Origin of the sequence: Ramlibacter sp. (assembly GCF_035655895.1) — a bacterium.
Classification (GTDB): Bacteria; Pseudomonadota; Gammaproteobacteria; order Burkholderiales; family Burkholderiaceae_C; genus Ramlibacter.
This window is the reverse complement of the sequence record NZ_DASRTN010000007.1, coordinates 54092-75493: the sequence shown is the minus strand read 5'-3', so window position 1 is coordinate 75493 and position 21402 is coordinate 54092. Positions and strand designations below refer to the sequence as shown.

The following is a 21402-nucleotide window of genomic DNA, read 5'->3' as shown; positions in this document are numbered from 1 at the left end:
TCGGTGCGACGCTTCCTCCTGACGGTTTTCCTTCTCGGTGCACTGGGCGTCCTCGGCGCCGGCGGCTGGGCGGTGTGGTGGGTCGGCCAGCCGCTGCGGCTGGCGGCGCCGACGGTGGACGTCTCCATCGAGCCGGGCACCCTGCCGCGCGGGGTAGCGCAGACCGTGGTCGACGCCGGCGTGGCCGCGAATCCCGACCTGCTGTACTGGTGGTTCCGGCTGTCCGGCCAGGCCCGCCAGATCAAGGCCGGCAGCTACGAACTCGAGACCGGCATCACGCCGCAGCGACTCCTGTCCAAGCTCGCCCGCGGGGAGGAAAGCCTGCGGGCCGTGACCCTGGTCGAAGGCTGGAACATCCGGCAGGTCCGCGCGGCGCTGTCCAAGGAGGACAGCCTGCGCCACGACACGGCGGGCCTGGACGACGCCGCGCTGATGGCCGTGCTCGGGCGTCCCGGCCAGCATCCCGAGGGCCGCTTCTTCCCCGACACCTACACCTTCGCCAAGGGCAGCAGCGAAGCCGCCGTGCTGCGGCGCGCGATGCGGGCCATGGACAAGCGGCTGGAGGCGGCGTGGGCGCAGCGCGCGCCGACCGCCGCCGCGAAGACGCCCGAGCAGGCCTTGATCCTGGCCAGCATCGTCGAGAAGGAAACCGGACGCGGTGCCGACCGCCCGCTCGTCTCCGCCGTCTTCAACAACCGGCTGCGGGTGGGCATGCCGCTGCAGACCGACCCGACCGTGATCTACGGCATGGGCGCGAGCTTCAACGGCAACCTGCGCAAGGTCGACCTGCAGACCGACACGCCCTGGAACACCTACACGCGGCCGGGTCTGCCGCCCACGCCGATCGCCATGCCCGGCCGGGCGGCCTTGCTGGCCGCCGTCCAGCCGGCCGCGAGCAAGGCGCTCTACTTCGTGGCGCGCGGGGATGGCAGCAGCCATTTCAGCGAAACGCTGGACGAGCACAACCGGGCCGTCAACAAGTACCAGAGGGGCCAGTGACCCCCGGCCTGTTCATCACGTTCGAAGGCATCGACGGGGCAGGGAAGTCCAGCCATGTCGACGCCCTGGCGCAAGCGTTCCGTGACGCCGGCCGGGCAGTCGTCCTGACACGGGAACCCGGCGGCACCCCGCTGGCCGAGCAGTTGCGCGCCCTGGCCCTGAATGCGCCGATGGATCCGCTGACTGAGGCGCTGCTGATGTTCGCTGCGCGCCGCGACCACCTGGCCCAGGTCATCGAACCTGCGCTGGCACGCGGCGAGGTGGTGCTGTGCGACCGCTTCACTGACGCGACATTCGCCTACCAGGGCGCCGGGCGCGGCTTCGACGCGGGGGTCCTCGGCCAGCTGGAGCGCTGGGTGCAGTCGGTCGACGCGGTGCCACCGGGCGAGCTGCGCCAACCCCAGCTCACGCTGTGGTTCGATGTCCCGCCCGCGGTGGCGGCCGCTCGGCTGGCCGGGGCCCGCGCGCCGGACCGGTTCGAGGCGCAGCCCCTGGCCTTCTTCGAGCGGGTCGCCGGCGGCTACGCACAGCGCGCCAAGGCGGACCCGGGGCGTTTCGCCCGCATCGATGCCGACCGGCCGCGCGAGGAGGTCCGGCTGCAGGCGCTCGGCGCGGTGCGGGCCCGGGGCTGGCTGGCATGACCGCCCGGGCACCCTGGATCGCCGACCAGGCCAGCCATCTGCTGGCCCAGCGCGGCCATGCCTGGCTGCTGCAGGGCCCCTCCGGTCTGGGCCAGTATCCGCTCGCGCTCGACCTGACGCGGGCCTGGCTGTGCGACGAGCCGAGGGAGCAGGGCGCCTGCGGCGTGTGTGGCAGCTGCCACGCCATCGAGGTGCGCACCCATGCCGACCTGGCGGTCCTCATGCCCGAGACGGCCATGTTGGCGCTCGGCTGGCCGCTGTCGGAAAAGGCCCAGCAGGACATCGACGAGAAGAAGCGCAAGCCGAGCCGCGAGATCCGTGTCGAGGCCATGCGCGACGCGGTCGAATTCGCGCAGCGCACCAGCGCACGCGGTCGCGGCAAGGTGGTGCTGGTCTACCCGGCCGAGCGGATGAACAGCGTCACGGCCAACGCACTGCTCAAGACGCTGGAGGAACCTCCCGGCGACGTGCGCTTCGTGCTCGCCAGCGAGGCCGCGCACCAGCTGCTGCCGACCATTCGCAGCCGTTGCATCGGCCACACGATGCGCTGGCCGGCGCACGTCGACGCCCTGGCCTGGCTGACCGGCGAAGGATTGGCCGCGTCCGACGCCGAGGTCCTGCTGCGTGCCGCCGGAGGCCGCCCGGAGGAGGCGCTCTCGATCTCGCGGGCCGGGCGCAACGCCCGGCAATGGTCGCAACTGCCCAAGGCGGTGGCTCGGGGCGACGCCTCCGTGCTGGCCGATTGCTCCCCGGCGCAGGCCGTGGATGCGCTGCAGAAGATCTGCCATGACCTGCTGGCCACCAATGTCGGGGCGGCGCCGCGATTCTTCGACGCCGCCGACCTGCCCCGTGCCGGCTCGGTGGCTGCCCTGAGCGCCTGGTGGCGCGAGCTGGCGCAGGAACAGCGGACGGCGGAGCACCCCTTCAATGCAGGACTGATGCTGGAAGCGCTTGTAAGCCGGGCCCGCTCGGCCCTACACTCGACAGGCCCGAGCCCGTCATGAGCACACCTTCCACCCCCCGCCCCAGCGTCATCCAGCTCGCCATCAAGGAAAAGGCGGCGCTGTACGCGGCCTACATCCCGCTGTTTGCCGATGGCGGCGTCTTCATTCCCACCTCGCGGGACTACAAGCTGGGCGACGACGTGTACGTCCTGCTCACATTGCCAGAGGACCCGCAGCGCTACCCGGTCGCCGGCAAGGTGGCCTGGGTGACCCCGCCGCGGGCCGCGGCCAACCGCACCCAGGGTGTCGGTGTGCGCTTCCCGGCCGACGAGAAGTCCAAGCTCCTCAAGATCAAGATCGAGGAAATTCTCGGGGGCCACCTGGCCTCCGAGCGGCCGACCCAGACCATCTGACCTCCTGCCGCCGGCGGCAGGTTTCGAGCGCTGGCATCATCGACGCATGTTCGTCGATTCGCATTGCCATCTCAGCTTCCCCGAACTGTCCAGCCAGCTCGCCGACATCCGCTCGGCCATGGCCCAGGCACAGGTCGATCGCGCCCTCTGCATCTGCACCACGCTCGAGGAATTCGAGTCCGTCCACGCGCTCGCCGCCCAGTACGACAACTTCTGGGCCAGCGTCGGCGTGCATCCGGACAACGAAGGTGTGACGGAACCCTCGGTCCGCGACCTTCTCGATCGGGCGGCCCGGCCCCGGGTTGTGGCCATCGGCGAGACCGGGCTGGACTACTACCAGATGGAGGAGCGCAAGGGCGGGCGCGGCGTCGCCGAACTCGAATGGCAACGTGATCGCTTCCGCACCCACATCCGGGCGGCGCGCGAGTGCCGCAAGCCACTGGTGATCCACACCCGGGCAGCGTCGGCCGACACCCTGGCGATCCTCAAGGAGGAGGGCGAAGACGGGTCCGACGGCGGCGCGGGTGGCGTGTTCCACTGCTTCACCGAAACTGCGCAAGTCGCCCGGGCGGCACTGGACCTGGGCTTCTACATCTCGTTTTCCGGCATCGTCACGTTCAAAAGCGCCGCGGACTTGCGCGAGGTGGCGGCCTTCATTCCCGCCGATCGCCTGCTGATCGAAACCGACAGCCCCTACCTCGCGCCGGTTCCCTTCCGTGGAAAGGTCAACAATCCCTCGTACGTGCCCCACGTGGCGCGTCAGCTGGCGGACCTCCGCGGGGTTTCGGTGGAAGCGATCGGCGAGCAGACCAGCCGCAACTTCGAGCGGCTCTTTGCAGGCGTCCTGACATGAGAATTCACATCAAGATCGCGGTGTATCTTCTTGCTGCGGCTTGCTTTTCACCCGTTCGAGCTGGTTCGTACGACGACTTCTTCGTGGCCATCAAGCAGGACGATGCCGCCACCATCACCCAGCTGCTGCGCCGCGGTTTCGACCCGAACACGCCGGATCCGAAGGGGTTCGACGGGCTGTACCTGGCGATCCGCGAGCCGTCGCCGAAGGCCGCCCAGGCGCTGATCGACTGGCCGCAGACGAAGGTCGAGACCCGGACGTCCCTGGACGAGAGCCCGCTGATGATGGCCGCGCTCAACGGCCACACGGCGCTCGTGCGGCGGCTGATCGAGCGCGGTGCCGACGTGAACAAGCCCGGCTGGGCGCCGCTGCACTACGCCGCGACAGGTGGACATCTGGAAGTCATGGCGCTGCTGCTGGAGCACCACGCGTTCATCGATGCCGAATCGCCGAACGGGACGACGCCGCTGATGATGGCGGCGCAGTACGGCACACCCGCCGCCGTGAAGTTGCTGCTGGACGCCGGTGCGGACACCGCCATGAAGAACCAGCTGGGGCTGACAGCCACAGACTTCGCGCGGCTGGGCAACCGTCCGGATTCTGCGGAGCTGATTGCGAGCCACATCCGGTCCCAGCGGCCGGCAGGGCGATGGTGACGTTGGGCTTCGATCGTGGCTCGCGACGTGGTGTGGAGCCAGCCACAGCCGTTCAAAACACGTGCGTGCGGCAGGAATGGACGCGCGAGGCTTGCGCTGAACCGTCCCGCTGAGCCAGGTTGATCGTCGGATTAACTCGATACGATGATTGATATTGTCGAATCGCACCGGCACGCTGACAGCTAAAGACTATCACGAACGGCCCTTCGGGGCCGTTTCCATTTGATGGGCTCTAAGCGACAACGCCTCAGTCATTTGGCGCACAATCCAGTTCATGCAACAGTCTGACTTCACCGAACTCTTGCATGAATGGCACAAGGCCGAGAACGACGCAACAGAAGCCGAAATGCAACTCGCGCGGATCGGACAACTCGCTTCCGATCCGCGAGTCGCAGAACTTGCGAAGGCAGCGAACGAGAAGAGGGAACGCGCAGACCGGCTGCTGGCGAAGCTTAGGCAACAAGCAAGCCGCAGCCGGCCGTCACGTCCCTAGCGGGCGCTTCCGAGTACCGGGGCCACAATCGCGCACGAGTGACTCGATCACCGAAGGGCAGCTCTGGAAGCAGAGATCGCAGCGAGTGCGATAGCGACCCACGCGACATTGAGCAAAGTAACCGTGGCCACATAGTCCAAGAAGAGAGTTGGACGCTGTCGGAAAATCATCCTCAACGTGGCCAGAGTAGCGGCCCTGGGCGCGACTCCGCGTCGCCGTAGTCGGCGTGCGACACGTGAATAACTCGCAAGCCCGTCGAGAAGACCATCGATGAATAGGTCCATGTTGGCGAAGAAAGCCAACAGGGCGAAGGCAGCACATAGGAAGACGGCTCCAGTCTGGAACCAGTTGCCGAAATCGACTCTACGGAAGTCAAGATCGTCAGCCAGGACGATCGCTGTGGACACAAGCAGGGCCTGAGGAGTGAGGTTGCGCAGGAAATCAAGTAGCGGCCGCCTGCCTTCATTCAACAGCAACATAAAAGCTCCTCAAAGACCTTGGGATGTCGCCCGCGTCGACGAGACATCCACATCCGTTCGACTGCGAACGCCCGAGTCCATCAAGAAAAAACCCCCGGCGGCAAAGCTGGGGGCGAAGAGCGGTGAGCAGGGAGGAAGGGTTGAGACACCGCTGCAGGACTGTCGCCCACTGCCCACAAATGTGAATCCGTCAATCAGACTACCTTGGATCACGCAGCTAGTCCAAACCGGCAAAAGCCAACCGCCACACTTCCCTCTGCGTATCTGGGGACATGAACGCATCCCCAAAAACATGGGTTTGCCCATCACGGAGAGGATTTAACTGCGTCTCAGGCAGCGGCCGCACTTCGACTGAGCCACCGGCGTCTTCTCGGCCGATCAATTGCGGCGGCACCCACCCAGAAACCCGGAACATGCCGGAAGGTGAGGACGGCGGACACATGATGATCCACGGCTTATCCCCGTTGCCGTCAAGTGCGTCCGAACGAAGCGTTAGCTCTCGGGGCCAACACCTACAAGGCTGGTCTGTTGCACGAAGGAAGTACCAAGCCACGTCCACCAGTTCTTTGGCCCTGTTCAAGCTCGGCGGCGGTAGATCACGATGCTCGATGTCGTTTCTGATTTCGAATAACTGCTTGACCACGAACGGCTTGGCGAGCCCTACCTGTTCTAACCGCTCTAGCGCCCCAACCTTGTTTCCTGGAAAGCGGGCGGAGAATCGGTACAGCTCATCAAGGTGCCTAAGCCTGCTATCGATGACGCGCTTGAGTGCAAGGATGGCGTCTGAGAGGGCGAGGGCAGTCTGAGCGTTCGCAAGGACGCTTTCAGCATGCGCCAGTATCTCGTATGGCCGCTTAGCTCTGACAGGATCCGTGCTGGTCCAACTCGCGACATCCGGCGTCCAAGCGAGCACTTCCCGCGACAACCAGTAGTTCATGAGCTATTTTGTACTGTCTCCGGCTCCGTGCACAGCCAGTAGGTGTCTTTGAAGTCGCCCAGGCGGTGCGACACGATGACGTCGCCATCCTTGCATTCGAAGGCAACCGAAATCAGATCGGCCATCGAGACACCACACAGCCGCATGCGTTGGACCGTGCCCAGATCGACGCCGTTGGAGCGGCTGTAGCGGTTGCTTTCCTCGGGAGCGTCTGCGAAGTCCTTCATGATGTACTTCGACACGTACTGCGCCATCTTGGCCGGGCTGCGGGTGAGGCGCTTACCGCCTTTTTGCTTAGGCTTGCCGCCCACGAACACCAGGCCGTTGTCTTTGCCCACGATAGACCGCCAAATCTCGGTGCCGAGCCGCCAGCCGTGGACCTTCATGCCATTGCGGCGCGCGTGCTTCGGCAGCTTGTGGCAGGCCACGTGGACGTGCATGGCACCGCGAGCCTGTTTCTCAAAGCTGGCGCAGTAGCGGAAGGTGCCACCTAGCGCAGCCTTCATCCGGCGCACCCATTCCTTGAAATGCTGTTTGCACAGCTCGCGATCCTGCTGGTTCTCGCGATAGGTGATCGTTAGAAGCTCGTTAAAGCCCTCGGCCTTGATGACCCTACGGCAAGCCGTTTGCGCGCGTTGTGCGGCTTTCTTGAGGGCTCGCTGACGCTTCTCTTCGATCAGGTCGGCGTCGGCAACCGGGTCCAGCTCGCCCAGGGGCCTAGAACTCCAATCGAGGACCGGCACGGGACCCAACTCGCGCCACTCGACCACCGCACGGGCGGACAGCTCGCGATGGCCGTTACTCTCCCACACGGAGACATCCCAGGCGTCCTCAAGGCGCTTACCTTCAAACAGAATTCCGTCTACTATCCGATGCATTCGCTAGCACCCCTTCTCGCTAGTGAGTCACGAACCCGGGTCGGTTGCAGCCGTCGCCGGGTTCACTTTTTCAGGCCTCGCCTGTGCTCTGTTCCAAAGTGTTCTAGTAATAAATTAGCGGCTCGCTTCGCTCGCCGCGTATCCCCGCGAGCGGGGCCCCTCGCGGCGAGCGGCCCGGCCGCACATCAACCGGCACAGGGTGAACGAGGGTCCAACATGGTGGCTGTCCGCCCCCATACCCCCAGACCCCTGGTGCTGCGCACGCGAGGCTATTCGCCTCTCAGGGGCCCCGTAGTTGTCCCCAGAGAGCAGCGTCACTTGGCAGCGGGAGCCGCAGCCGCCGTGGGCTGATAGGCGACCGTGATCGAGGGGGAATCGCAGGTGATCGTGCGGACAGTGGTCAGCCATTGCACCGTGGCCACGCAATCGCCTAACGCCTTGAAGACGTAGCCGACACGCTCAAGCTCGCTGTTGCTAGTGGTGGAAACGACGGCACCGTTCTGGCTAATCGTGACCATGCAGCGCGTCACGCGGCCCATGGTGAGACAGCCATTGAGGTGCAGGCCCTTAGTCCCGTACGGCTCGGGAATCGGACCACCAACGGCGCCCGAGGGTTGCTCATTGGTGGACGCACCAGGGGCAACAACAGCCAGTTTCTTAGCAGCAGCGTCAGGGGAGGTCGGGACGTCAGCCGCGGTGGGAATCAGCGGCTTGCCGCGGTGCTTCTCAGCCTCGACCAGCCAAGAAGGCTTCGCAGGAGCAGACGCAGACTTGCCCTCCGGCCACCACGCCCACACCGTGAGGACGCCGCCCACAGCGAGCACGGCCCACTTGAGCCGCTGCACCTTGACATAGAGCGGCGCGACGTCCTGGGCAGCTGACTCGGCCACGCTGTTGCCCTGCGTGTGCGAGCGATAGAGCGGGAAGAACTGCGGCTTGTAGGGCCGCTCCTCGGTGGAGATGACCGCTCCGCGATAGCCGGAGTGGACCTTGCGGATGTACACATCCTTTTTGCCCAGGATGTCGGCCTTGCGGCACCGAATCAGCATGGCGATCAGGCGCGCAATCGGCTGATTCATGTCGCGGAACGACTGCGTCATCAGCAGAACGTCTGCGTTGAAGTGCCGGTGCAACTTGAACCACTCGACCACCCGGGGATCGGTGGCGCCGCTGGGGAGCGGAACGTGGCATTCATCAATGACAAAGAGCGGACCCTGGCCGGTCTCAGGATGCTTCCACGTGTGGTAGTAGTCCCACACGCCACCGAAGACAACGTCAGAGGGAATGCGCTCAGGATCAGGGCCACGAAGACGGACACGCCCCTTTTGAACCAGCTCGGGAAGCGACGGCTCGAGTCCCTGATCGGCAGGGGGCGCGCCATCGGGCCACAGCTCGAAAGCATTGCCGTTGCCCTTGCCATCGACGCGCGAAGCGTCCCAGGTGCCAAGGATCGGCTTTGGCCGGTAGACCAGCTCAATGAGAGCCGGATACGCGGGGTCAATGGCGCCGAACATCTCCACCACAAGGGGAAGGTTCGTCACGACAAGCCGGCCCTTCTGCAACGCCGCCAACACGTGGTACACGACGGCCTCATACGACTTACCGCTACCGGGGATCCCCTCTAGCCCGTTGATCATGAGCCAAGCCTCGTGAACGGAACGAGCTGCAGCACCAGGCGCACGCCAATGGCAGCCGTGATGATGGTGATCGCGGTCCCGACACCGAGAAGGCTCAGGATGTTGGAGACCTCGGCGGGAATCGAACCCCAACCGCCGGCAGCCGCGTTGCTGAGGGCGCTCGTGTCCAGCGCAGTGACAGCGGAAACGGCCACCGAGAGGACTTGATCGAAGCACCACGCGGGAACGTCCCGCAGCAGATCGTAGGCAGCGGTGAAGACCGCCACGAACAGATCGGAGAACCACTTGACGACTGCGGCGACCTTCGCAAAGAGGGCGGAGAACAAATCACCCACGGTCAACCTCCGAAGACAAGCGCGCGCGCCAGCAGGAGGGCACTCACGATGACGATAGCGGCCGCAACTTTCCAAAGGTCACAGGCCGGCGCAACGTCATAAGCACCGAACTGCCAGGGAGTGCCGGCGAAATTCAGGTCCAGCATCCAGACCGGACAGGTGCCAGTGGGCGCAATGCTGGGCATCAAGGTAGACGCCAAGGAGAGCAGTGGCGACGCGCTCAGCTCGGCCTTGCGGGTCGTCCACACACCAACGAGCCCATTCGGGAACTTGCGTTCATAGAGCTTCGGCTGAGCGGGGAGGGGAGTATCGACAGAAGCCGCCTCTGCCGGCGGGGTCTCGGTGACCGTGTCAACCTTGTTCACGCCGGCAGCGCCGTTGTTGGTGATGTTGATCGTGGTCACGTTGGTGGTGGTGACAGTGTTGCCCTGATAGTTGTGGTTATGAACCACGGACGTCGTCGTCGTCTTTGTCGAGCCGTCGGCGTTGGGCTCTTGCTTGACCGTAGGCGCTGGGCCGGGGGTGCTGGCGGGACCGGAGACAGTGGGAGAAGACACGGAAAGCGGCTCGCGCAGGCCGTTGGCGGCCTCGACAGCGGCCCGAGCAATTGCGCTGGTGGTCGGCCAGCCAGACTTAGACGCGATGGCGTCAATGAGGCCCTGTTCATTCAGACGCCGAACGTCAGTCTTGGAACCCTCGGGGTAGATGGTCGGGCGCACGAAGATCTCCGGACCGCCGCAGTCGATAGCGCTGACCTGCCCAACGACGTAGTTCCCGGGCGCAGTGCAAGTGACAGCAAGGCCGGGACGAGTGGTGCCATCGACGAAAGCAGCGGTGCACGCAGCCGCGAGCTGAGAAGGAGTGCCGTACGTCTTGTTGATGGTGGTAGACCCACGACCACAGATGCTGACGTAGCCATACCAATTGATGGACGTCTGATCGAAGGTGACCTCATCACCAGCCTGATTCCGAACGATGTTCAATTCCTTGAGCAGCTCGTAACCAGCAGCAGCGGCGCTCGCCACAGGCAAGGCACGGCCAAGAAAGCGCCCGATCGCAGCAGCGGCAGCAGCGTTGGAAACGCGGCCCGTAGCAGCAACAGGAACGGGGTTGCCGCTGGGATTGCGCAGATTGCCGGTTTGGTTGACCTTGATCCCGGACCCACCGTCAGGGGCAGCGCTCGGAACACCAGCGGAGGCAACGGGCGTGCCGTCCCTAGCGAACTCGACGGAAGTCTTACCCGCGCCGGTTGCCTTTTGCATGAAGCGGTCGAACGCGGTATCGCTGGCGACAGCCTGCGCAGCAGCATCGCCGGGAGAGAAGGAGAAGAAAACGGCCAGGACGAGCAGCAACACTCGCCCTAGGCCACCGATGAATGCGAAGCCGCACATCGCCCCGAGCAAGGCAATAACGGCCCAGAACAGAACGACGAGGGCTCCGGCAGTCACGGCTTAGACCTTGCGCACTACGCGCTTGGCGAGGTCGGGACCCTTGAACGCCAGGGCGATGCCGACGATCAGCACGCCCACGGCCACCACCTTGGCGGTGACGCCGGACAGGCCGATGGCATCGAAGAAGGCATCGAAGGGGCCGTCAGCCGTCTGCGCCATGGCGCTGGTGGCAGTGGCGAGGGCCACGGTGCCGACCATCGCCAGCTTGGCGGCGGCGGACTGGCGAAGACGGACGGACAGGTTTTGCAGCTTGTGCATGGAAAGCTCCAGGTTGGACGGTGCGGAATTGCACCGGAGGACACGCGACGTCTCACGACGCTGGCGCGGCCCCCGCTGAAATCACGCTTTGCGGATCAAACCGACGGCGAGGCCGACGCAGAGGCCCAAGGCCCAGAACGACAGCACCATCCCGAGCCCACCCGAGAAGATGTAGGCCATGCGCTCCGGAGTGATGCCAAAGAGCGCCGGGTCGATGGAGTCGGCAAGCGACAACGTCTGGACGTTCTGCGGCGGACACGGATCGACGTCGATGGAGCAAATGAGAACCCGCATCAGTCGTCCCCGAGGCCGTCAACGTCCCGCGACTGGCAGTCCGGGCACTGGACGTCGTCCATGTCGTCAATGTCGTCCAGGCCGAAGACCAAGCCGCACCCGCCGCAGAACATACGGACGTCGTCTTGCCCGTCCATCAGGCCCCCGCAGGCATCGGCCGCAGCTGCTTGGCTTCGATGGGAACGAGGCCGGCGAGCGTCGCGACGACCTTGCCCTGGTCCGGGCCGTAGGTCGGCGCGTCGAGCGTGAAAGACGCGGTATAGAGGCCGGGCTTGGCGACAGCCTCCAGGGCCTTGGGGACGGTCAGCACGCCGACAGCGCCAGCCTTGCCAGCGGTGTCACGCAGGACGCAATGCGCTTCCTTGATGGAGAACGCCTGACCGGTTTTCTTAGAGGTGCCGTCTTTGGAGTTGACGAGCAGGATTTCGAGAACGGTTTGCATGGTTTGCCTTGTGAGTAGGCACCGCAGGAGCGCGGCGTTATGGCCTCCGGTGACGGACAGCCATAGCGCCGCGTTCATGCGAAACAAGCAATGCCGAGCACGATCAGCGGCAACGCCCAGGCGAGGCCGACGCAGATACCGCGCGACACCGCCTCAACAACAGCTTCCCGATACTCAGAACGCTCGACGGCGGAAGAGCTCAGACCCATAATCAACCCCAGATTTGGTAATGCATCGCAAAAGTGCGATGCATGGACGTTACGGGAATGGCTGAGCTATGTCAATCACAAATTTGGAAGTACACGACCTTGTAGTGCGCGCGGGTCAGCGCGTCGGGAGCGAATACAAGCTGGCGAAGGTCCTCGGCGTGGCGCAAAGCACGGTCAGCGAATGGAAGATGGGCAAGCGCACGTGCGTGCCGGCGGACCGAGCACGGCTAGCGGGCTTTGCAGGCGAAGACCCGGTGCAGGAACTGGTGCGAGCCACGCTACAGACGACCGAAGGCACGAAGCGCGGGGAGCAGCTGCGTACGCTGCTGGGAAAGTCGTGGCAAGCGATTGGCGGGGGCGTCGCTACCGTCTTGCTCGCGGTGTGCAGCCTGATCTCTACGCCGACTCCAGCCTATGCGATGACTAGATACGATGATTGTTATGTCAAATCATGTGTCGGTGGATCCTGGAGCTGGCCCGGATGGTCGGTTCTGCCGGTCCGGGCCGCTTGGTGCCCTGTCTCCTGCTCGCCATCCCCGGGTGCCACGGGGGATCTCAGGCCTGCATCGGCTGCCGGAACTCCAGCACTTCGTCCTGGTGAACCCAGAGCACCAGTTCCCGCGTGATCTTGCAGATCCAGGTCTGCTGCCGGTGCGGCTGCGGGATCGCGAGCCGGCTCGCATCGAACACCGCGGCGCACCCGCCATGTTCGCGTCGCGCGGACTCATAGCGGATGGCGGCGATCGGTGGCGCGCGGCGCCGCACGGCCGCAGCCAGGCGGTGGCATTCGGCATAGTCGTCGGGGTCGCGCCACGTGGCCCGGTGCGCGTTCCACGGCGGCCTGGTCAGGTCCAGTTCGGTGCCGTCGAAGCGGGCCAGGAAGAACGTGTGCTCCGTCACCAACTGCTCCCCGCGCAGCCCTTCGGAATCCATGAAGAAGCGCCAGCGCCAGTGCGCCAGTTCCGCCGCCACCGTGCCCGGCTCGTCGGCGCCGTACCACGCCCCTGGTTCGTGTGCCGCGCGGAAGCGCGACGGCCAGGGCGGCGCGTACCGGAACGGGGTCGCCAGCAGATACGGCAGCCCGACGCAACTCGGTGGCAGCGGCGGCTTGCTGGATTCCAGCACCTGCTCGAGGAGTTCCTGGTCCTGAAGATCGTCCACCAGCCGCATGGTCGCGACCTGGTGTTGCGCCTCGACCCCGCGCCACAAGTCACGACGCGCCGTCGCAGCCTGGTCGAACCAGGTCTCCTCCCACGCCGCGGCAGTCATACCAGCGCGCGGGCACCGTCGAGGTAACGGACAACGCGGACCAGGCCCTCGATGCTTTCGATGGCGTCCCGAGGCGTCTGGTTGAAAGCGTGGTTGAAGGTGGTCATCCAGAGGCGCCGATGCTTCTCGCTGTTGCCCACCAGCGCATCGAGCGAGCGGTAGACACGCACCAGCATCGCGGCGAGTTCCGCCGGCTTGCTGCCCAGCTCGAAATGGCGATCACCCGCCGCAAGCCGTGAGACCGTGGCTTCGCTCAGCCCCACCACCCTCGCCAGGGCCGCATTGTTCAGGCCGAGCAACCCCGCCGAGCGAAGTGCAGCCTTCGTCAAAACGGCTTCGGCCGATTTCGCCGCCGGGGACTTGGCACGTGCCACGTTCGCCATGGGACCTCCTTCTTGCTGCGGAAAGAATAGTCGGTCATTCTCTCTTTTGCAACTGCACTGGGCATTCTCTGCGGATGGACCGGAGATGGAGCCACCCGAGAACTCGGGAAGTTGCCCGCACAGCGCCGGCTCTTCGCGGCACATCGCGCGGAGCCGATCAAGCAAACCTCACGTTCCGTTACCAAGTGCTTGATATTGCTCGGCGTTGTTTGTGAACTCCTTCACTCGCGGTGTCTTGGCACGGTCACGATCTGCGACTATCTTTGTCACTTCCCTAGCAAAATTGTTTCAGCCTAGACAAATTCCGGCATGCGTTGGTCCAAATCCCGTCTCCGGAGCAGCATCTACGGCTTGCTGGGCCACTCCGTCCAGCCGACCGATTCCATCCTCGACACGAGCCTGGAAGACATTCGCGAGAAGATGCTCGATCTCCTGGGGGATTTCGGCCCGGCCAAGTTCCCGCACGTGACCCGGCGCATCCGTTACGCAGGCGATCTGCAGGGCCTCTGGTACCTTCGCGGTGACCTGATGGCGGCGTTGGCCGCCATGCATGGCGAGGCCGTGGCCCGCGAACGCATCCAGGCCATCACCAAGATGTTCCGTGGATTGCTGCCGGGCGGCCTCGCGTCGCGCCCGAGCCCGCTGGTCGGCTAAGCGCCTGGCCGGCTAATGCCGGTGCCCCCACAGCACGAAAGCGTCGCGGCCTTCCACCGCGAGGTGCACCTTCGCGCCAACCGGCAGGGCGACCTTGGTCGGCACGTGTCCGAACGGCAGCGCGGTGAAGACCGGCGCCTTGATCTGCCCGCGCAGGCGGTCGATCACGGTCTTCAGGCGGAAGCCCTTGTCGTGCGGAACCGGCTTGTAGTTCGTGAAGTGGCCGAACAGCACAGCCTTCTGCTGCGCCAGCACGCCGGTGTACAGCAACTGCGTGAGCATGCGTTCGACGCGGTAGGGATGCTCGTGCACGTCCTCGATGAACAGGATGCCGCCCTTGATCTGGGGCATCCAGGGCGTTCCCGCCAGTGTCGCCAGGATCGACAGGTTGCCGCCCCAGAGAACCCCCTGGACATCCCGGAAGGAGTCGGTTCGCTCTGCCGACGGTAGCTGCCAACCCGTGCCCTCGCCCTGCCCGCTCACGAGGTCTTCGAAGCAGGCCAGCATGATCTCGTCGGGTTCGCCTTCCACGCCCAGATCCTCTCCCACCGCCGGGCCAGCCCAGGTGACCGCGCCGGTCTCCGCCAGCACGGCGCTCTGGAAGGCCGTGAAGTCGCTCAGCCCGACGAAGCGCGTTCCGCGCTCGATGGCACGCGCCACGGCCTTGTACCGGATCGCGGGCAGCAGCCTCGTGAGTCCGTAGCCGCCCCGCGTGATGATGGCGACGTCCGCGCCACTGGCGGCTGCGCGGTGGATGGCCTCCAGCCGCGTGTCGTCGTCGCCGGCGAACCGCATGTGGCTGGCGAGGGCGGACGCATCGACCTCGACGTCGTGGCCCATGGCGCGCAGGCGGGCGACGCCGCGCCGCACCGCGGCCTTGTCGCGCACCGCACTGGAGGGAGAGTAGATGTAGATGTGCTTCTTGGTCACGGCGCGAAGTATCCCACTGCCCTCCTGGCCAGCGCGCTCCCATGTTCGGGCACGAAGTGGCCCGCGTCTTCGAGGACGACCGGGTCCGGGCATCCCCGGATCCAGCTGCGCAGCTGCTGCATGGCCGCCAGGCCCAGGACCGGGTCCCTGGCGCCGATGGCCATCAGACTGCGGCCGCTCCAGCGCGTCTGCCAGAACTCGCGTGCCTGGCGCGAGATGGCTGCGCCGCCGGCGTCCCAGGCGTCGGGCACCATCGGCGGAAAGGCGCGCAAGGCGGCCCGATGGCCGCGATCGGGAAACGGCGCGTCGTAGGCGGCGCATTCCGCCGCGCTCAGGTGTGGATTGCCGCGGGCGAAGAGCCGGCCGACGTCGAACTCCGGCTGCCGCGCGCACATCTCGCGCCACGCCAGGAAACCGGGACCGAGCGGCACGTCCCCCGTGCCAAGGGTGGTGTTCATCACCAGCAATCCACGGTAGCGCTCCGGCGACACCATGGGCAGCGTCAGGCCGAGCAGGCCACCCCAGTCCTGCACGACCAGCACCACGTCACGCAGATCCTGCCGCTCCACGAACTCCAGCAGCACTTCGCGGTGCCAGTCGAAGCTGTGCGCCGATTCCTTCTTCGGCTTGTCGCTCCTGCCGAAGCCGATCAGGTCGGGCGCCACGACCCGGTGGCCTTGTGCCAGGAACACCGGAATCATCTTGCGGTACAGGAAGCTCCAGGCCGGGTTCCCGTGCAGGCACAGCCAGGTGAGCGGCGCCTCGCGCGGCCCCTCGTCCAGGTAGTGCATCCGCCAGCCGGCCAGTGCGGGCAGGTCGCTCACGTAGCGCGGGGCCCATGGATAGTCGGGCAATGCCGCGAACCGCGAATCGGGTGTGCGAAGGGCATCGTCGCGCAGCAGCGTCGCGGTTTCACGTGCCGCCTGCCGCCGTGCCGAAAAGAAATCGGAGAGCTGCGCGCCGCATGCCTGGGCGAGCACGCCGCCTTCGACCAGCGTGCGATGGTTCAGGCGCCGCTCGCCAAACAGGTCCAGCACCGAGCCAGCGGCGCCCGTCTTGGGGTCGGGCGCACCGAAGACCACGCGCCGCAGACGGGCGTGCAGCATGGCACCGCTGCACATCGGGCATGGCTCCAGGGTGACGTACAGATCGCAGCCATCGAGCCGGTAGTTGCCCAGTGTCCGGGCCGCATCGCGCAGGGCCACGATCTCGGCGTGCGCCGTCGGATCGTGCGCGGCGACCGGACCGTTGCGGCCGCGCCCGATCACCTGGCCATCCCGGACCACCACCGCACCGACGGGGACCTCGCCAGCCGCTCCGGCCTGCCGCGCCTGTTCGAGCGCCAGCGCCATGAACTGCTCGTCGTGCGATGTAGGGGTCGTCACTTCGCTTCGTCGGGAGCGGGGCGCGGCGCCTGCATCAGCGCATCGACCGCTTGCCGTACCTGTTGCACCTGCTGCGCGGGCGCGGCAGGGGATGTGGCGGTGGCCTGTGCGCCCGACGGCGGATTGGCCATCTGCTTGCGGGCGACGAGTGCGACCGCCAGCACCACCAGGACCAGGCCGATCAGGCTGAACACGCCGCGCATCTCATTCCTCCGCCAGGCCCAGCCGGACCATCCAGCCGGCCAGCGCGCGCTCGTTCTCGCCCCCGTCGCGATACGCGGCGTGCAGGGCCCGGTGCGATTCCGGACGGTGCTGATTGAGCTTCACCTTGGATTGCACGTCGGTGATCCGCAGCTCGAAGCCCACGATGCCCTGCAGCAGCTTGTGCGCGAAGTCGGCGTCGAGCGAGCGCCATTGCGCTGCATAGGCGGGCTCGTGGTCGCCGATCAGCTTCTTCAGCAGCGCATCCTTCGCGTCCGGATCCTCCACCAGCCGCGCCTCCACCTCGCAGTGCACGGCGAGGTAGTTCCAGCTGGGCACGCGCTGCAGGTCCGGATAGACCTTGGGCGACAGGTAGCCGTGCGGTCCCAGGAAGGTCGCGAGCGCGCGGGGACGCGCCTGGAGGTGGCGCCACTGCGGATTCGGGCGGGCCACGTGGCCCCACAGCACGAGGCCACCTTCTCCTTGCTCCACGTGCAGCGGCAGGTGGGTGACGAAGGGAAAGCCTTCGTCGTCGCAGGTGACCAGGCTGGCGAGCGGATGCGCCCGCATCAGGTCGACGGCGATCGACTCGTCACGGGCCCGGAACTGCGGCGGCATGTACATGGGGGATCCTCCTTCGCGCACTGTAGCGACGATCGGCCGGCCGATGGATGCCGATCGCGCATCGCTGCGATGCGTCTCACTCCCACTCGATGGTCGCCGGCGGCTTGCTGCTCACGTCGTAGGTCACCCGGTTGATGCCGCGGACCTCGTTGATGATCCGCCCCGAGACCTTCTTGAGCAGCGCGTACGGCAGCTCGGCCCAGTCCGCGGTCATGAAGTCGCTGGTCTGCACGGCGCGCAGCGCCACCACGTAGTCGTAGGTGCGCCCGTCGCCCATCACGCCGACGCTCTTGACCGGCAGGAAGACCGTGAACGCCTGGCTGGTCAGGTCGTACCAGCTCTTGCCGGTGTGCGGGTCGGTGAAGTTGCGCAGCTCCTCGATGAAGATGTGGTCCGCCCGGCGCAGCAGGTCGGCGTACTCGCGCCGGACTTCACCGAGGATGCGCACGCCCAGGCCCGGGCCCGGGAACGGATGCCGGTACACCATCTCGTGCGGCAGGCCGAGCGCCACGCCCAGTTCCCGCACCTCGTCCTTGAACAGGTCGCGCAGCGGCTCCAGCAGCTTCAGCCCCAGCTGCTCCGGCAGGCCGCCCACGTTGTGGTGGCTCTTGATGGTGACCGCCTTCTTGCTCTTGGCTCCGCCCGACTCGATCACGTCGGGATAGATGGTGCCCTGCGCCAGCCAGGCGACGTGACGCGAGTGCGTTTCCTTGATCTTCGCGGCTTCGGCCTTGAACACGTCCACGAACAGGCCGCCGATGATCTTTCGCTTGGCCTCCGGGTCGCTGACGCCGGCCAGCTTGCCCAGGAACAGGTCGCTGGCATCGACGCGGATCACCTTGGCGTGCAGCTTGCCGGCGAACATGTCCATCACCATGTCGCCCTCGCTCAGGCGCAGCAGGCCGTGGTCGACGAACACGCAGGTCAGCTGGTCGCCGATCGCGCGGTGGATCAGGGCTGCCGCGACCGACGAATCGACGCCCCCGGACAGCCCGAGGATCACCTCCTCGTTGCCCACCTGACGCCGGATCGCCTCGACGGCCTCGGCGATGTGGTCGCGCATCACCCAGTCCGGGCGAGCGCCGCAGATGCCCAGCACGAAACGCTCGAGGATCGCCCTGCCCTGCACCGTGTGCGTCACTTCCGCATGGAACTGGATCGCATAGAAGCGCCGCGTCTCGTCGGCCATGGCCGCGATCGGGCAGCTCTCGGTGGAGGCCATCAGCTTGAAGCCGGGCGGCATCTCGACCACCTTGTCGCCATGGCTCATCCAGACGTTGAGCATGCCGTGCCCTTCGTCCGTGGTGTAGTCGGCGATGTCGCGCAGCAACTCGGTGTGCCCGCGGGCACGCACGGCGGCGAAGCCGAACTCGCGCTTGTGGCCGCCTTCCACCTTGCCGCCCAGCTGGTGGGCCATGGTCTGCATCCCGTAGCAGATGCCCAGCACCGGCACGCCCAGCTCGAACACCGCCTGCGGGGCCTTGTCGGTGGTGTCCTCGTAGACGCTGGCGTGGCTGCCGGAGAGGATCACGCCCTTGAGGTTCCCGTCCGCGGCGTACTGGCGGACCCAGTCATCGGTGACGTCGCAGGGATGCACTTCGGAATAGACGTGCGCTTCGCGCACCCGCCGGGCGATCAGCTGCGTGACCTGCGAGCCGAAGTCGAGGATGAGGATCTTGTCGTGTTGCATGTTCAGTCTCGGGTGAGCGCGGTCCGGAGCCCCGCTCCGGGGCAGGCGCGGGTCATGGCAGGTCGGTGATGAGCGGGTGGTCGAGCTTCAGGCAGGCGTGCTGCAGTGACGGGTCCATCGTGACGAGCGGCGCCTTGAGGTCCACGGCCACCTTCAGGTAGGCCGCATCGTTCGGGGTCAGGCCGAGCGACTGTGCCCAGCTCCAGAACTCCAGCGGCGACACGCGCATCGGCGCCAGCGACACCGGTAGCCGGCTGAGCAGCCGCAGCACGTGCTGGTGGACACTGGGCGTGAACCGGCCGCAGGCCAGGGCGCGACCGGCGGCGTGCAGCGCCTCCAGCGGGAAGACCGCGGCACTCATTGCGCTCTCCTCCTCGGTCATCACCCGCACCAGCGCCTGCGAGACCTTGTCGCCGGCGCCGTCCGGAAACGCCCAGCTCGCGAAGGCGGACGCATCAACGACCAGCATCGTCTTCCGCAGCGTTGCCGCTGTCACGCACCGCGGGCTCCCGCTCCTGCTTGTGGTGCGCCCACAGTTCCCGGAACGACGGTTCGCTGCCGCCGACCTTCTCGCGCAGGGCAGCCAGTTCTGCCTGGATGGCCTGGCGCCGCGCTTCGATGCTGGGTTGCTCGCTGTCCGGTTCCCTGATCAGGCGGATGACGCGCTTGCCATGCCGGGTCAGCACCACTTCCTCGCCTTGCTCCACCGCGCGGATCAACTCCGAGAGCTGGCTCTTGGCCAGATGGATGGGCACGGTGGGCATGGATTCTGGCTCGACCTTGTTCGAATCTGACCAGAATTCTAGCCTGCCCAAGAAAAAAGGCCAGAAAATTCTGGCCTTTTTCGAGCGGACGCCGTCAGTCGGCCCGGTAGTTCGGCGCTTCCTTGGTGATCTGGACGTCGTGCACGTGGCTCTCGCGCATGCCGGCCGCGGTGATCTGCACGAACTCGGCCTTGCTGCGCATGTCCTCGACCGTGCCGCAGCCGCAGTAACCCATCGCGGCCCGGACGCCGCCGGCCAGCTGGAACACGATGGACAGCATCGAGCCCTTGTACGGCACCCGACCTTCGATGCCCTCGGGCACCAGCTTGTCGGCGTTCGGATTGCCGGTGGTCGCCTCCTGGAAGTAGCGGTCGGCGCTGCCCTGCTGCATGGCGCCGATGGAGCCCATGCCGCGATAGCTCTTGTAGCTGCGGCCCTGGTACAGCACGATCTCGCCGGGGGCCTCTTCGGTGCCGGCGAACATGCCGCCCATCATCACGGTGCTGGCGCCCGCGGCGATCGCCTTGGCGATGTCGCCGGAGTAGCGGATGCCGCCGTCCGCGATCAGCGGCACGCCGCTGCCGGCCAGGGCCGTCGCCACGTTGTCGATGGCGGTGATCTGCGGCACGCCAACGCCCGCCACGATGCGGGTGGTGCAGATCGAGCCCGGCCCGATGCCCACCTTGACTGCATCGGCGCCGGCCTCGACCAGCGCCAGGGCGGCAGCGCCGGTCGCGATGTTGCCGCCGATCACGTCGACCTGCGGATAGTTCTGCTTGACCCACCGCACGCGGTCGATCACGCCCTTGCTGTGGCCGTGGGCCGTGTCGACCACGATCACGTCAACACCGGCCTTGACCAGAGCCTCCACGCGCTCCTCGGTGCCTTCGCCGACGCCGACGGCCGCCCCGACGCGCAGCCGGCCCGACGGATCGCGGGCCGCGTTCGGGAAACTGGTCTGCTTGGTGATGTCCTTGACGGTGATCAGACCCTTGAGCTCGAAGGCGTCGTTCACCACCAGCAGGCGCTCCAGCTTGTACTTGTTCAGCAGCGCCTTCGCCTCGGCCGGGGTGGTGCCCTCGCGCACGGTCACCAGCTTCTCGCGCGGGGTCATGATCTGGCTGACGGGGATGTCGTAGCGCGCCTCGAAGCGCAGGTCGCGCCCGGTTACGATGCCCACGACCTTGCCGCCGTCCAGCACCGGAAAGCCCGAGATGCCCAGTTGTTCCGACAGGTCGAGCACCTGGCGCACCGTGTGCGTCGGGGTGATCACCACGGGGTCGCGCAGGACGCCCGATTCATAGCGCTTGACCCGGGCCACTTCCGCCGCCTGCTGCTTGGGCGTCAGGTTCTTGTGGACGATGCCGATGCCGCCTTCCTGGGCGATGGCGATCGCCAGCCGCGCCTCGGTCACGGTGTCCATCGCGGCCGACACCAGCGGCAGGTTCAACGCGATGTTGCGGGACAGCCGGGTGGCCAGGCTGGTGTCCTTGGGGAGGACCTGGGAGAACGCCGGGACCAGCAACACATCGTCGAAGGTCAGCGCTTTTCCTAAGAGGCGCATGTCAGAGCTCCAAAAGCGG

General features: G+C 66.3%; 28 protein-coding genes. 8 read left to right on the top strand and 20 right to left on the bottom strand.

The genetic code is table 11. From position 1 onward, the window contains the following. Positions 1-3: 3 nt before the first annotated feature. The 7 genes from mltG (at position 4) to VFE82_RS09140 (ending at position 4999) form a co-directional block, all read left to right on the top strand. Entirely contained in the window at positions 4-999 is a 996-nt protein-coding gene (mltG, locus tag VFE82_RS09170) for an endolytic transglycosylase MltG (RefSeq protein WP_324999996.1), read from the top strand. Beyond that, the gene (gene tmk, locus VFE82_RS09165; protein ID WP_324999995.1) at positions 996-1640 is read left to right on the top strand and encodes a dTMP kinase; all 645 of its coding nucleotides are present in this window, start codon (positions 996-998) and stop codon (positions 1638-1640) included. The genes mltG and tmk overlap by 4 nt, the downstream gene beginning before the upstream one ends. After that, on the top strand, positions 1637-2644 hold the full coding sequence (locus VFE82_RS09160; protein WP_324999994.1) for a DNA polymerase III subunit delta': 1008 nt from the start codon (positions 1637-1639) through the stop codon (positions 2642-2644). The genes tmk and VFE82_RS09160 overlap by 4 nt, the downstream gene beginning before the upstream one ends. Beyond that, on the top strand, positions 2641-2997 hold the full coding sequence (locus tag VFE82_RS09155) for a PilZ domain-containing protein (protein ID WP_324999993.1): 357 nt from the start codon (positions 2641-2643) through the stop codon (positions 2995-2997). Before VFE82_RS09160 ends, VFE82_RS09155 begins: the two co-directional genes overlap by 4 nt. Before the next feature lie 46 nt (positions 2998-3043). Continuing rightward, positions 3044-3850, top strand: coding sequence for a TatD family hydrolase (locus VFE82_RS09150; protein WP_324999992.1), 807 nt, complete (start codon positions 3044-3046; stop codon positions 3848-3850). After that, positions 3847-4506, top strand: coding sequence for an ankyrin repeat domain-containing protein (locus VFE82_RS09145; protein ID WP_324999991.1), 660 nt, complete (start codon positions 3847-3849; stop codon positions 4504-4506). Before VFE82_RS09150 ends, VFE82_RS09145 begins: the two co-directional genes overlap by 4 nt. A gap of 274 nt (positions 4507-4780) precedes the next feature. Further along, positions 4781-4999 carry a hypothetical protein gene (locus VFE82_RS09140; protein WP_324999990.1) on the top strand — a complete coding sequence of 73 codons (219 nt, stop codon included), beginning with the start codon at positions 4781-4783 and terminating at the stop codon, positions 4997-4999. A gap of 47 nt (positions 5000-5046) precedes the next feature. On the opposite strand, the gene VFE82_RS09135 is transcribed toward VFE82_RS09140, so the two are convergent. The 12 genes from VFE82_RS09135 to VFE82_RS09080 all read right to left on the bottom strand — a co-directional run bounded on the left by VFE82_RS09135 (position 5047) and on the right by VFE82_RS09080 (position 13571). Beyond that, on the bottom strand, positions 5047-5478 hold the full coding sequence (locus VFE82_RS09135) for a hypothetical protein (protein WP_324999989.1): 432 nt from the start codon (positions 5476-5478) through the stop codon (positions 5047-5049). 217 nt (positions 5479-5695) lie between these two features. Further along, the gene (locus tag VFE82_RS09130; protein WP_324999988.1) at positions 5696-6415 is read right to left on the bottom strand and encodes a hypothetical protein; all 720 of its coding nucleotides are present in this window, start codon (positions 6413-6415) and stop codon (positions 5696-5698) included. Next, positions 6412-7293, bottom strand: coding sequence for a rolling circle replication-associated protein (locus VFE82_RS09125; RefSeq protein WP_324999987.1), 882 nt, complete (start codon positions 7291-7293; stop codon positions 6412-6414). Before VFE82_RS09125 ends, VFE82_RS09130 begins: the two co-directional genes overlap by 4 nt. Positions 7294-7607: 314 nt before the next feature. Continuing rightward, complete coding sequence (locus VFE82_RS09120) at positions 7608-8876, bottom strand: zonular occludens toxin domain-containing protein (RefSeq protein ID WP_324999986.1); 1269 nt, start codon at positions 8874-8876, stop codon at positions 7608-7610. Between the two features lie 50 nt (positions 8877-8926). Next, positions 8927-9265 carry a DUF2523 family protein gene (locus VFE82_RS09115; protein ID WP_324999985.1) on the bottom strand — a complete coding sequence of 113 codons (339 nt, stop codon included), beginning with the start codon at positions 9263-9265 and terminating at the stop codon, positions 8927-8929. A 2-nt stretch (positions 9266-9267) separates the two neighbouring features. Beyond that, on the bottom strand, positions 9268-10713 hold the full coding sequence (locus tag VFE82_RS09110) for a hypothetical protein (protein ID WP_324999984.1): 1446 nt from the start codon (positions 10711-10713) through the stop codon (positions 9268-9270). 3 nt (positions 10714-10716) lie between these two features. Further along, the gene (locus VFE82_RS09105) at positions 10717-10974 is read right to left on the bottom strand and encodes a hypothetical protein (protein WP_324999983.1); all 258 of its coding nucleotides are present in this window, start codon (positions 10972-10974) and stop codon (positions 10717-10719) included. 81 nt (positions 10975-11055) lie between these two features. Further along, on the bottom strand, positions 11056-11268 hold the full coding sequence (locus tag VFE82_RS09100) for a hypothetical protein (protein WP_324999982.1): 213 nt from the start codon (positions 11266-11268) through the stop codon (positions 11056-11058). A 136-nt stretch (positions 11269-11404) separates the two neighbouring features. Continuing rightward, complete coding sequence (locus tag VFE82_RS09095; protein ID WP_324999981.1) at positions 11405-11710, bottom strand: cellulose synthase; 306 nt, start codon at positions 11708-11710, stop codon at positions 11405-11407. A 74-nt stretch (positions 11711-11784) separates the two neighbouring features. Continuing rightward, positions 11785-11919, bottom strand: a complete 135-nt coding sequence (locus VFE82_RS09090) for a hypothetical protein (RefSeq protein WP_324999980.1) — start codon at positions 11917-11919, stop codon at positions 11785-11787. A gap of 555 nt (positions 11920-12474) precedes the next feature. Next, positions 12475-13089, bottom strand: coding sequence for an RES family NAD+ phosphorylase (locus VFE82_RS09085; protein ID WP_324999979.1), 615 nt, complete (start codon positions 13087-13089; stop codon positions 12475-12477). A 95-nt stretch (positions 13090-13184) separates the two neighbouring features. Further along, positions 13185-13571, bottom strand: a complete 387-nt coding sequence (locus VFE82_RS09080) for an MbcA/ParS/Xre antitoxin family protein (protein WP_324999978.1) — start codon at positions 13569-13571, stop codon at positions 13185-13187. A gap of 351 nt (positions 13572-13922) precedes the next feature. Here VFE82_RS09080 and VFE82_RS09075 point away from each other — a divergent pair, with 351 nt between their 5' ends. Continuing rightward, entirely contained in the window at positions 13923-14225 is a 303-nt protein-coding gene (locus VFE82_RS09075; protein WP_324999977.1) for a hypothetical protein, read from the top strand. A gap of 12 nt (positions 14226-14237) precedes the next feature. On the opposite strand, the gene VFE82_RS09070 is transcribed toward VFE82_RS09075, so the two are convergent. The 8 genes from VFE82_RS09070 to guaB all read right to left on the bottom strand — a co-directional run bounded on the left by VFE82_RS09070 (position 14238) and on the right by guaB (position 21383). Beyond that, complete coding sequence (locus VFE82_RS09070; RefSeq protein WP_324999976.1) at positions 14238-15155, bottom strand: LD-carboxypeptidase; 918 nt, start codon at positions 15153-15155, stop codon at positions 14238-14240. Next, positions 15152-16507, bottom strand: coding sequence for a tRNA adenosine(34) deaminase TadA (gene tadA, locus VFE82_RS09065; RefSeq protein ID WP_325000078.1), 1356 nt, complete (start codon positions 16505-16507; stop codon positions 15152-15154). The genes VFE82_RS09070 and tadA overlap by 4 nt, the downstream gene beginning before the upstream one ends. Positions 16508-16536: 29 nt before the next feature. Next, the gene (locus tag VFE82_RS09060; RefSeq protein WP_324999975.1) at positions 16537-16743 is read right to left on the bottom strand and encodes a hypothetical protein; all 207 of its coding nucleotides are present in this window, start codon (positions 16741-16743) and stop codon (positions 16537-16539) included. Between the two features lies 1 nt (position 16744). Then, positions 16745-17365 (bottom strand): FMN-binding negative transcriptional regulator, encoded by a 621-nt coding sequence (locus VFE82_RS09055; RefSeq protein ID WP_324999974.1) that lies wholly within the window; start codon positions 17363-17365, stop codon positions 16745-16747. A gap of 76 nt (positions 17366-17441) precedes the next feature. After that, entirely contained in the window at positions 17442-19055 is a 1614-nt protein-coding gene (guaA, locus tag VFE82_RS09050) for a glutamine-hydrolyzing GMP synthase (RefSeq protein ID WP_324999973.1), read from the bottom strand. 52 nt (positions 19056-19107) lie between these two features. After that, positions 19108-19524, bottom strand: a complete 417-nt coding sequence (locus tag VFE82_RS09045) for a type II toxin-antitoxin system VapC family toxin (RefSeq protein ID WP_324999972.1) — start codon at positions 19522-19524, stop codon at positions 19108-19110. Beyond that, the gene (locus VFE82_RS09040; RefSeq protein ID WP_324999971.1) at positions 19511-19819 is read right to left on the bottom strand and encodes a type II toxin-antitoxin system prevent-host-death family antitoxin; all 309 of its coding nucleotides are present in this window, start codon (positions 19817-19819) and stop codon (positions 19511-19513) included. The genes VFE82_RS09045 and VFE82_RS09040 overlap by 14 nt, the downstream gene beginning before the upstream one ends. A gap of 94 nt (positions 19820-19913) precedes the next feature. Further along, entirely contained in the window at positions 19914-21383 is a 1470-nt protein-coding gene (guaB, locus tag VFE82_RS09035) for an IMP dehydrogenase (RefSeq protein ID WP_324999970.1), read from the bottom strand. Positions 21384-21402 lie beyond the last annotated feature (19 nt).

Coding starts and splice junctions, on each gene's coding strand:
- VFE82_RS09160 (WP_324999994.1), top strand. CDS start 1,637: ATGACCGCCCGGGCACCCTGGATCGCCGACCAGGCCAGCCATCTGCTG.
- VFE82_RS09155 (WP_324999993.1), top strand. CDS start 2,641: ATGAGCACACCTTCCACCCCCCGCCCCAGCGTCATCCAGCTCGCCATC.
- VFE82_RS09150 (WP_324999992.1), top strand. CDS start 3,044: ATGTTCGTCGATTCGCATTGCCATCTCAGCTTCCCCGAACTGTCCAGC.
- VFE82_RS09145 (WP_324999991.1), top strand. CDS start 3,847: ATGAGAATTCACATCAAGATCGCGGTGTATCTTCTTGCTGCGGCTTGC.
- VFE82_RS09140 (WP_324999990.1), top strand. CDS start 4,781: ATGCAACAGTCTGACTTCACCGAACTCTTGCATGAATGGCACAAGGCC.
- VFE82_RS09135 (WP_324999989.1), bottom strand. CDS start 5,478: ATGTTGCTGTTGAATGAAGGCAGGCGGCCGCTACTTGATTTCCTGCGC.
- VFE82_RS09130 (WP_324999988.1), bottom strand. CDS start 6,415: ATGAACTACTGGTTGTCGCGGGAAGTGCTCGCTTGGACGCCGGATGTC.
- VFE82_RS09125 (WP_324999987.1), bottom strand. CDS start 7,293: ATGCATCGGATAGTAGACGGAATTCTGTTTGAAGGTAAGCGCCTTGAG.
- VFE82_RS09105 (WP_324999983.1), bottom strand. CDS start 10,974: ATGCACAAGCTGCAAAACCTGTCCGTCCGTCTTCGCCAGTCCGCCGCC.
- VFE82_RS09100 (WP_324999982.1), bottom strand. CDS start 11,268: ATGCGGGTTCTCATTTGCTCCATCGACGTCGATCCGTGTCCGCCGCAG.
- VFE82_RS09095 (WP_324999981.1), bottom strand. CDS start 11,710: ATGCAAACCGTTCTCGAAATCCTGCTCGTCAACTCCAAAGACGGCACC.
- VFE82_RS09090 (WP_324999980.1), bottom strand. CDS start 11,919: ATGGGTCTGAGCTCTTCCGCCGTCGAGCGTTCTGAGTATCGGGAAGCT.
- VFE82_RS09085 (WP_324999979.1), bottom strand. CDS start 13,089: ATGCGGCTGGTGGACGATCTTCAGGACCAGGAACTCCTCGAGCAGGTG.
- VFE82_RS09080 (WP_324999978.1), bottom strand. CDS start 13,571: ATGGCGAACGTGGCACGTGCCAAGTCCCCGGCGGCGAAATCGGCCGAA.
- tadA (WP_325000078.1), bottom strand. CDS start 16,507: ATGGCGCTGGCGCTCGAACAGGCGCGGCAGGCCGGAGCGGCTGGCGAG.
- VFE82_RS09060 (WP_324999975.1), bottom strand. CDS start 16,743: ATGCGCGGCGTGTTCAGCCTGATCGGCCTGGTCCTGGTGGTGCTGGCG.
- VFE82_RS09055 (WP_324999974.1), bottom strand. CDS start 17,365: ATGTACATGCCGCCGCAGTTCCGGGCCCGTGACGAGTCGATCGCCGTC.
- guaA (WP_324999973.1), bottom strand. CDS start 19,055: ATGCAACACGACAAGATCCTCATCCTCGACTTCGGCTCGCAGGTCACG.
- VFE82_RS09045 (WP_324999972.1), bottom strand. CDS start 19,524: ATGCTGGTCGTTGATGCGTCCGCCTTCGCGAGCTGGGCGTTTCCGGAC.
- VFE82_RS09040 (WP_324999971.1), bottom strand. CDS start 19,819: ATGCCCACCGTGCCCATCCATCTGGCCAAGAGCCAGCTCTCGGAGTTG.
- guaB (WP_324999970.1), bottom strand. CDS start 21,383: ATGCGCCTCTTAGGAAAAGCGCTGACCTTCGACGATGTGTTGCTGGTC.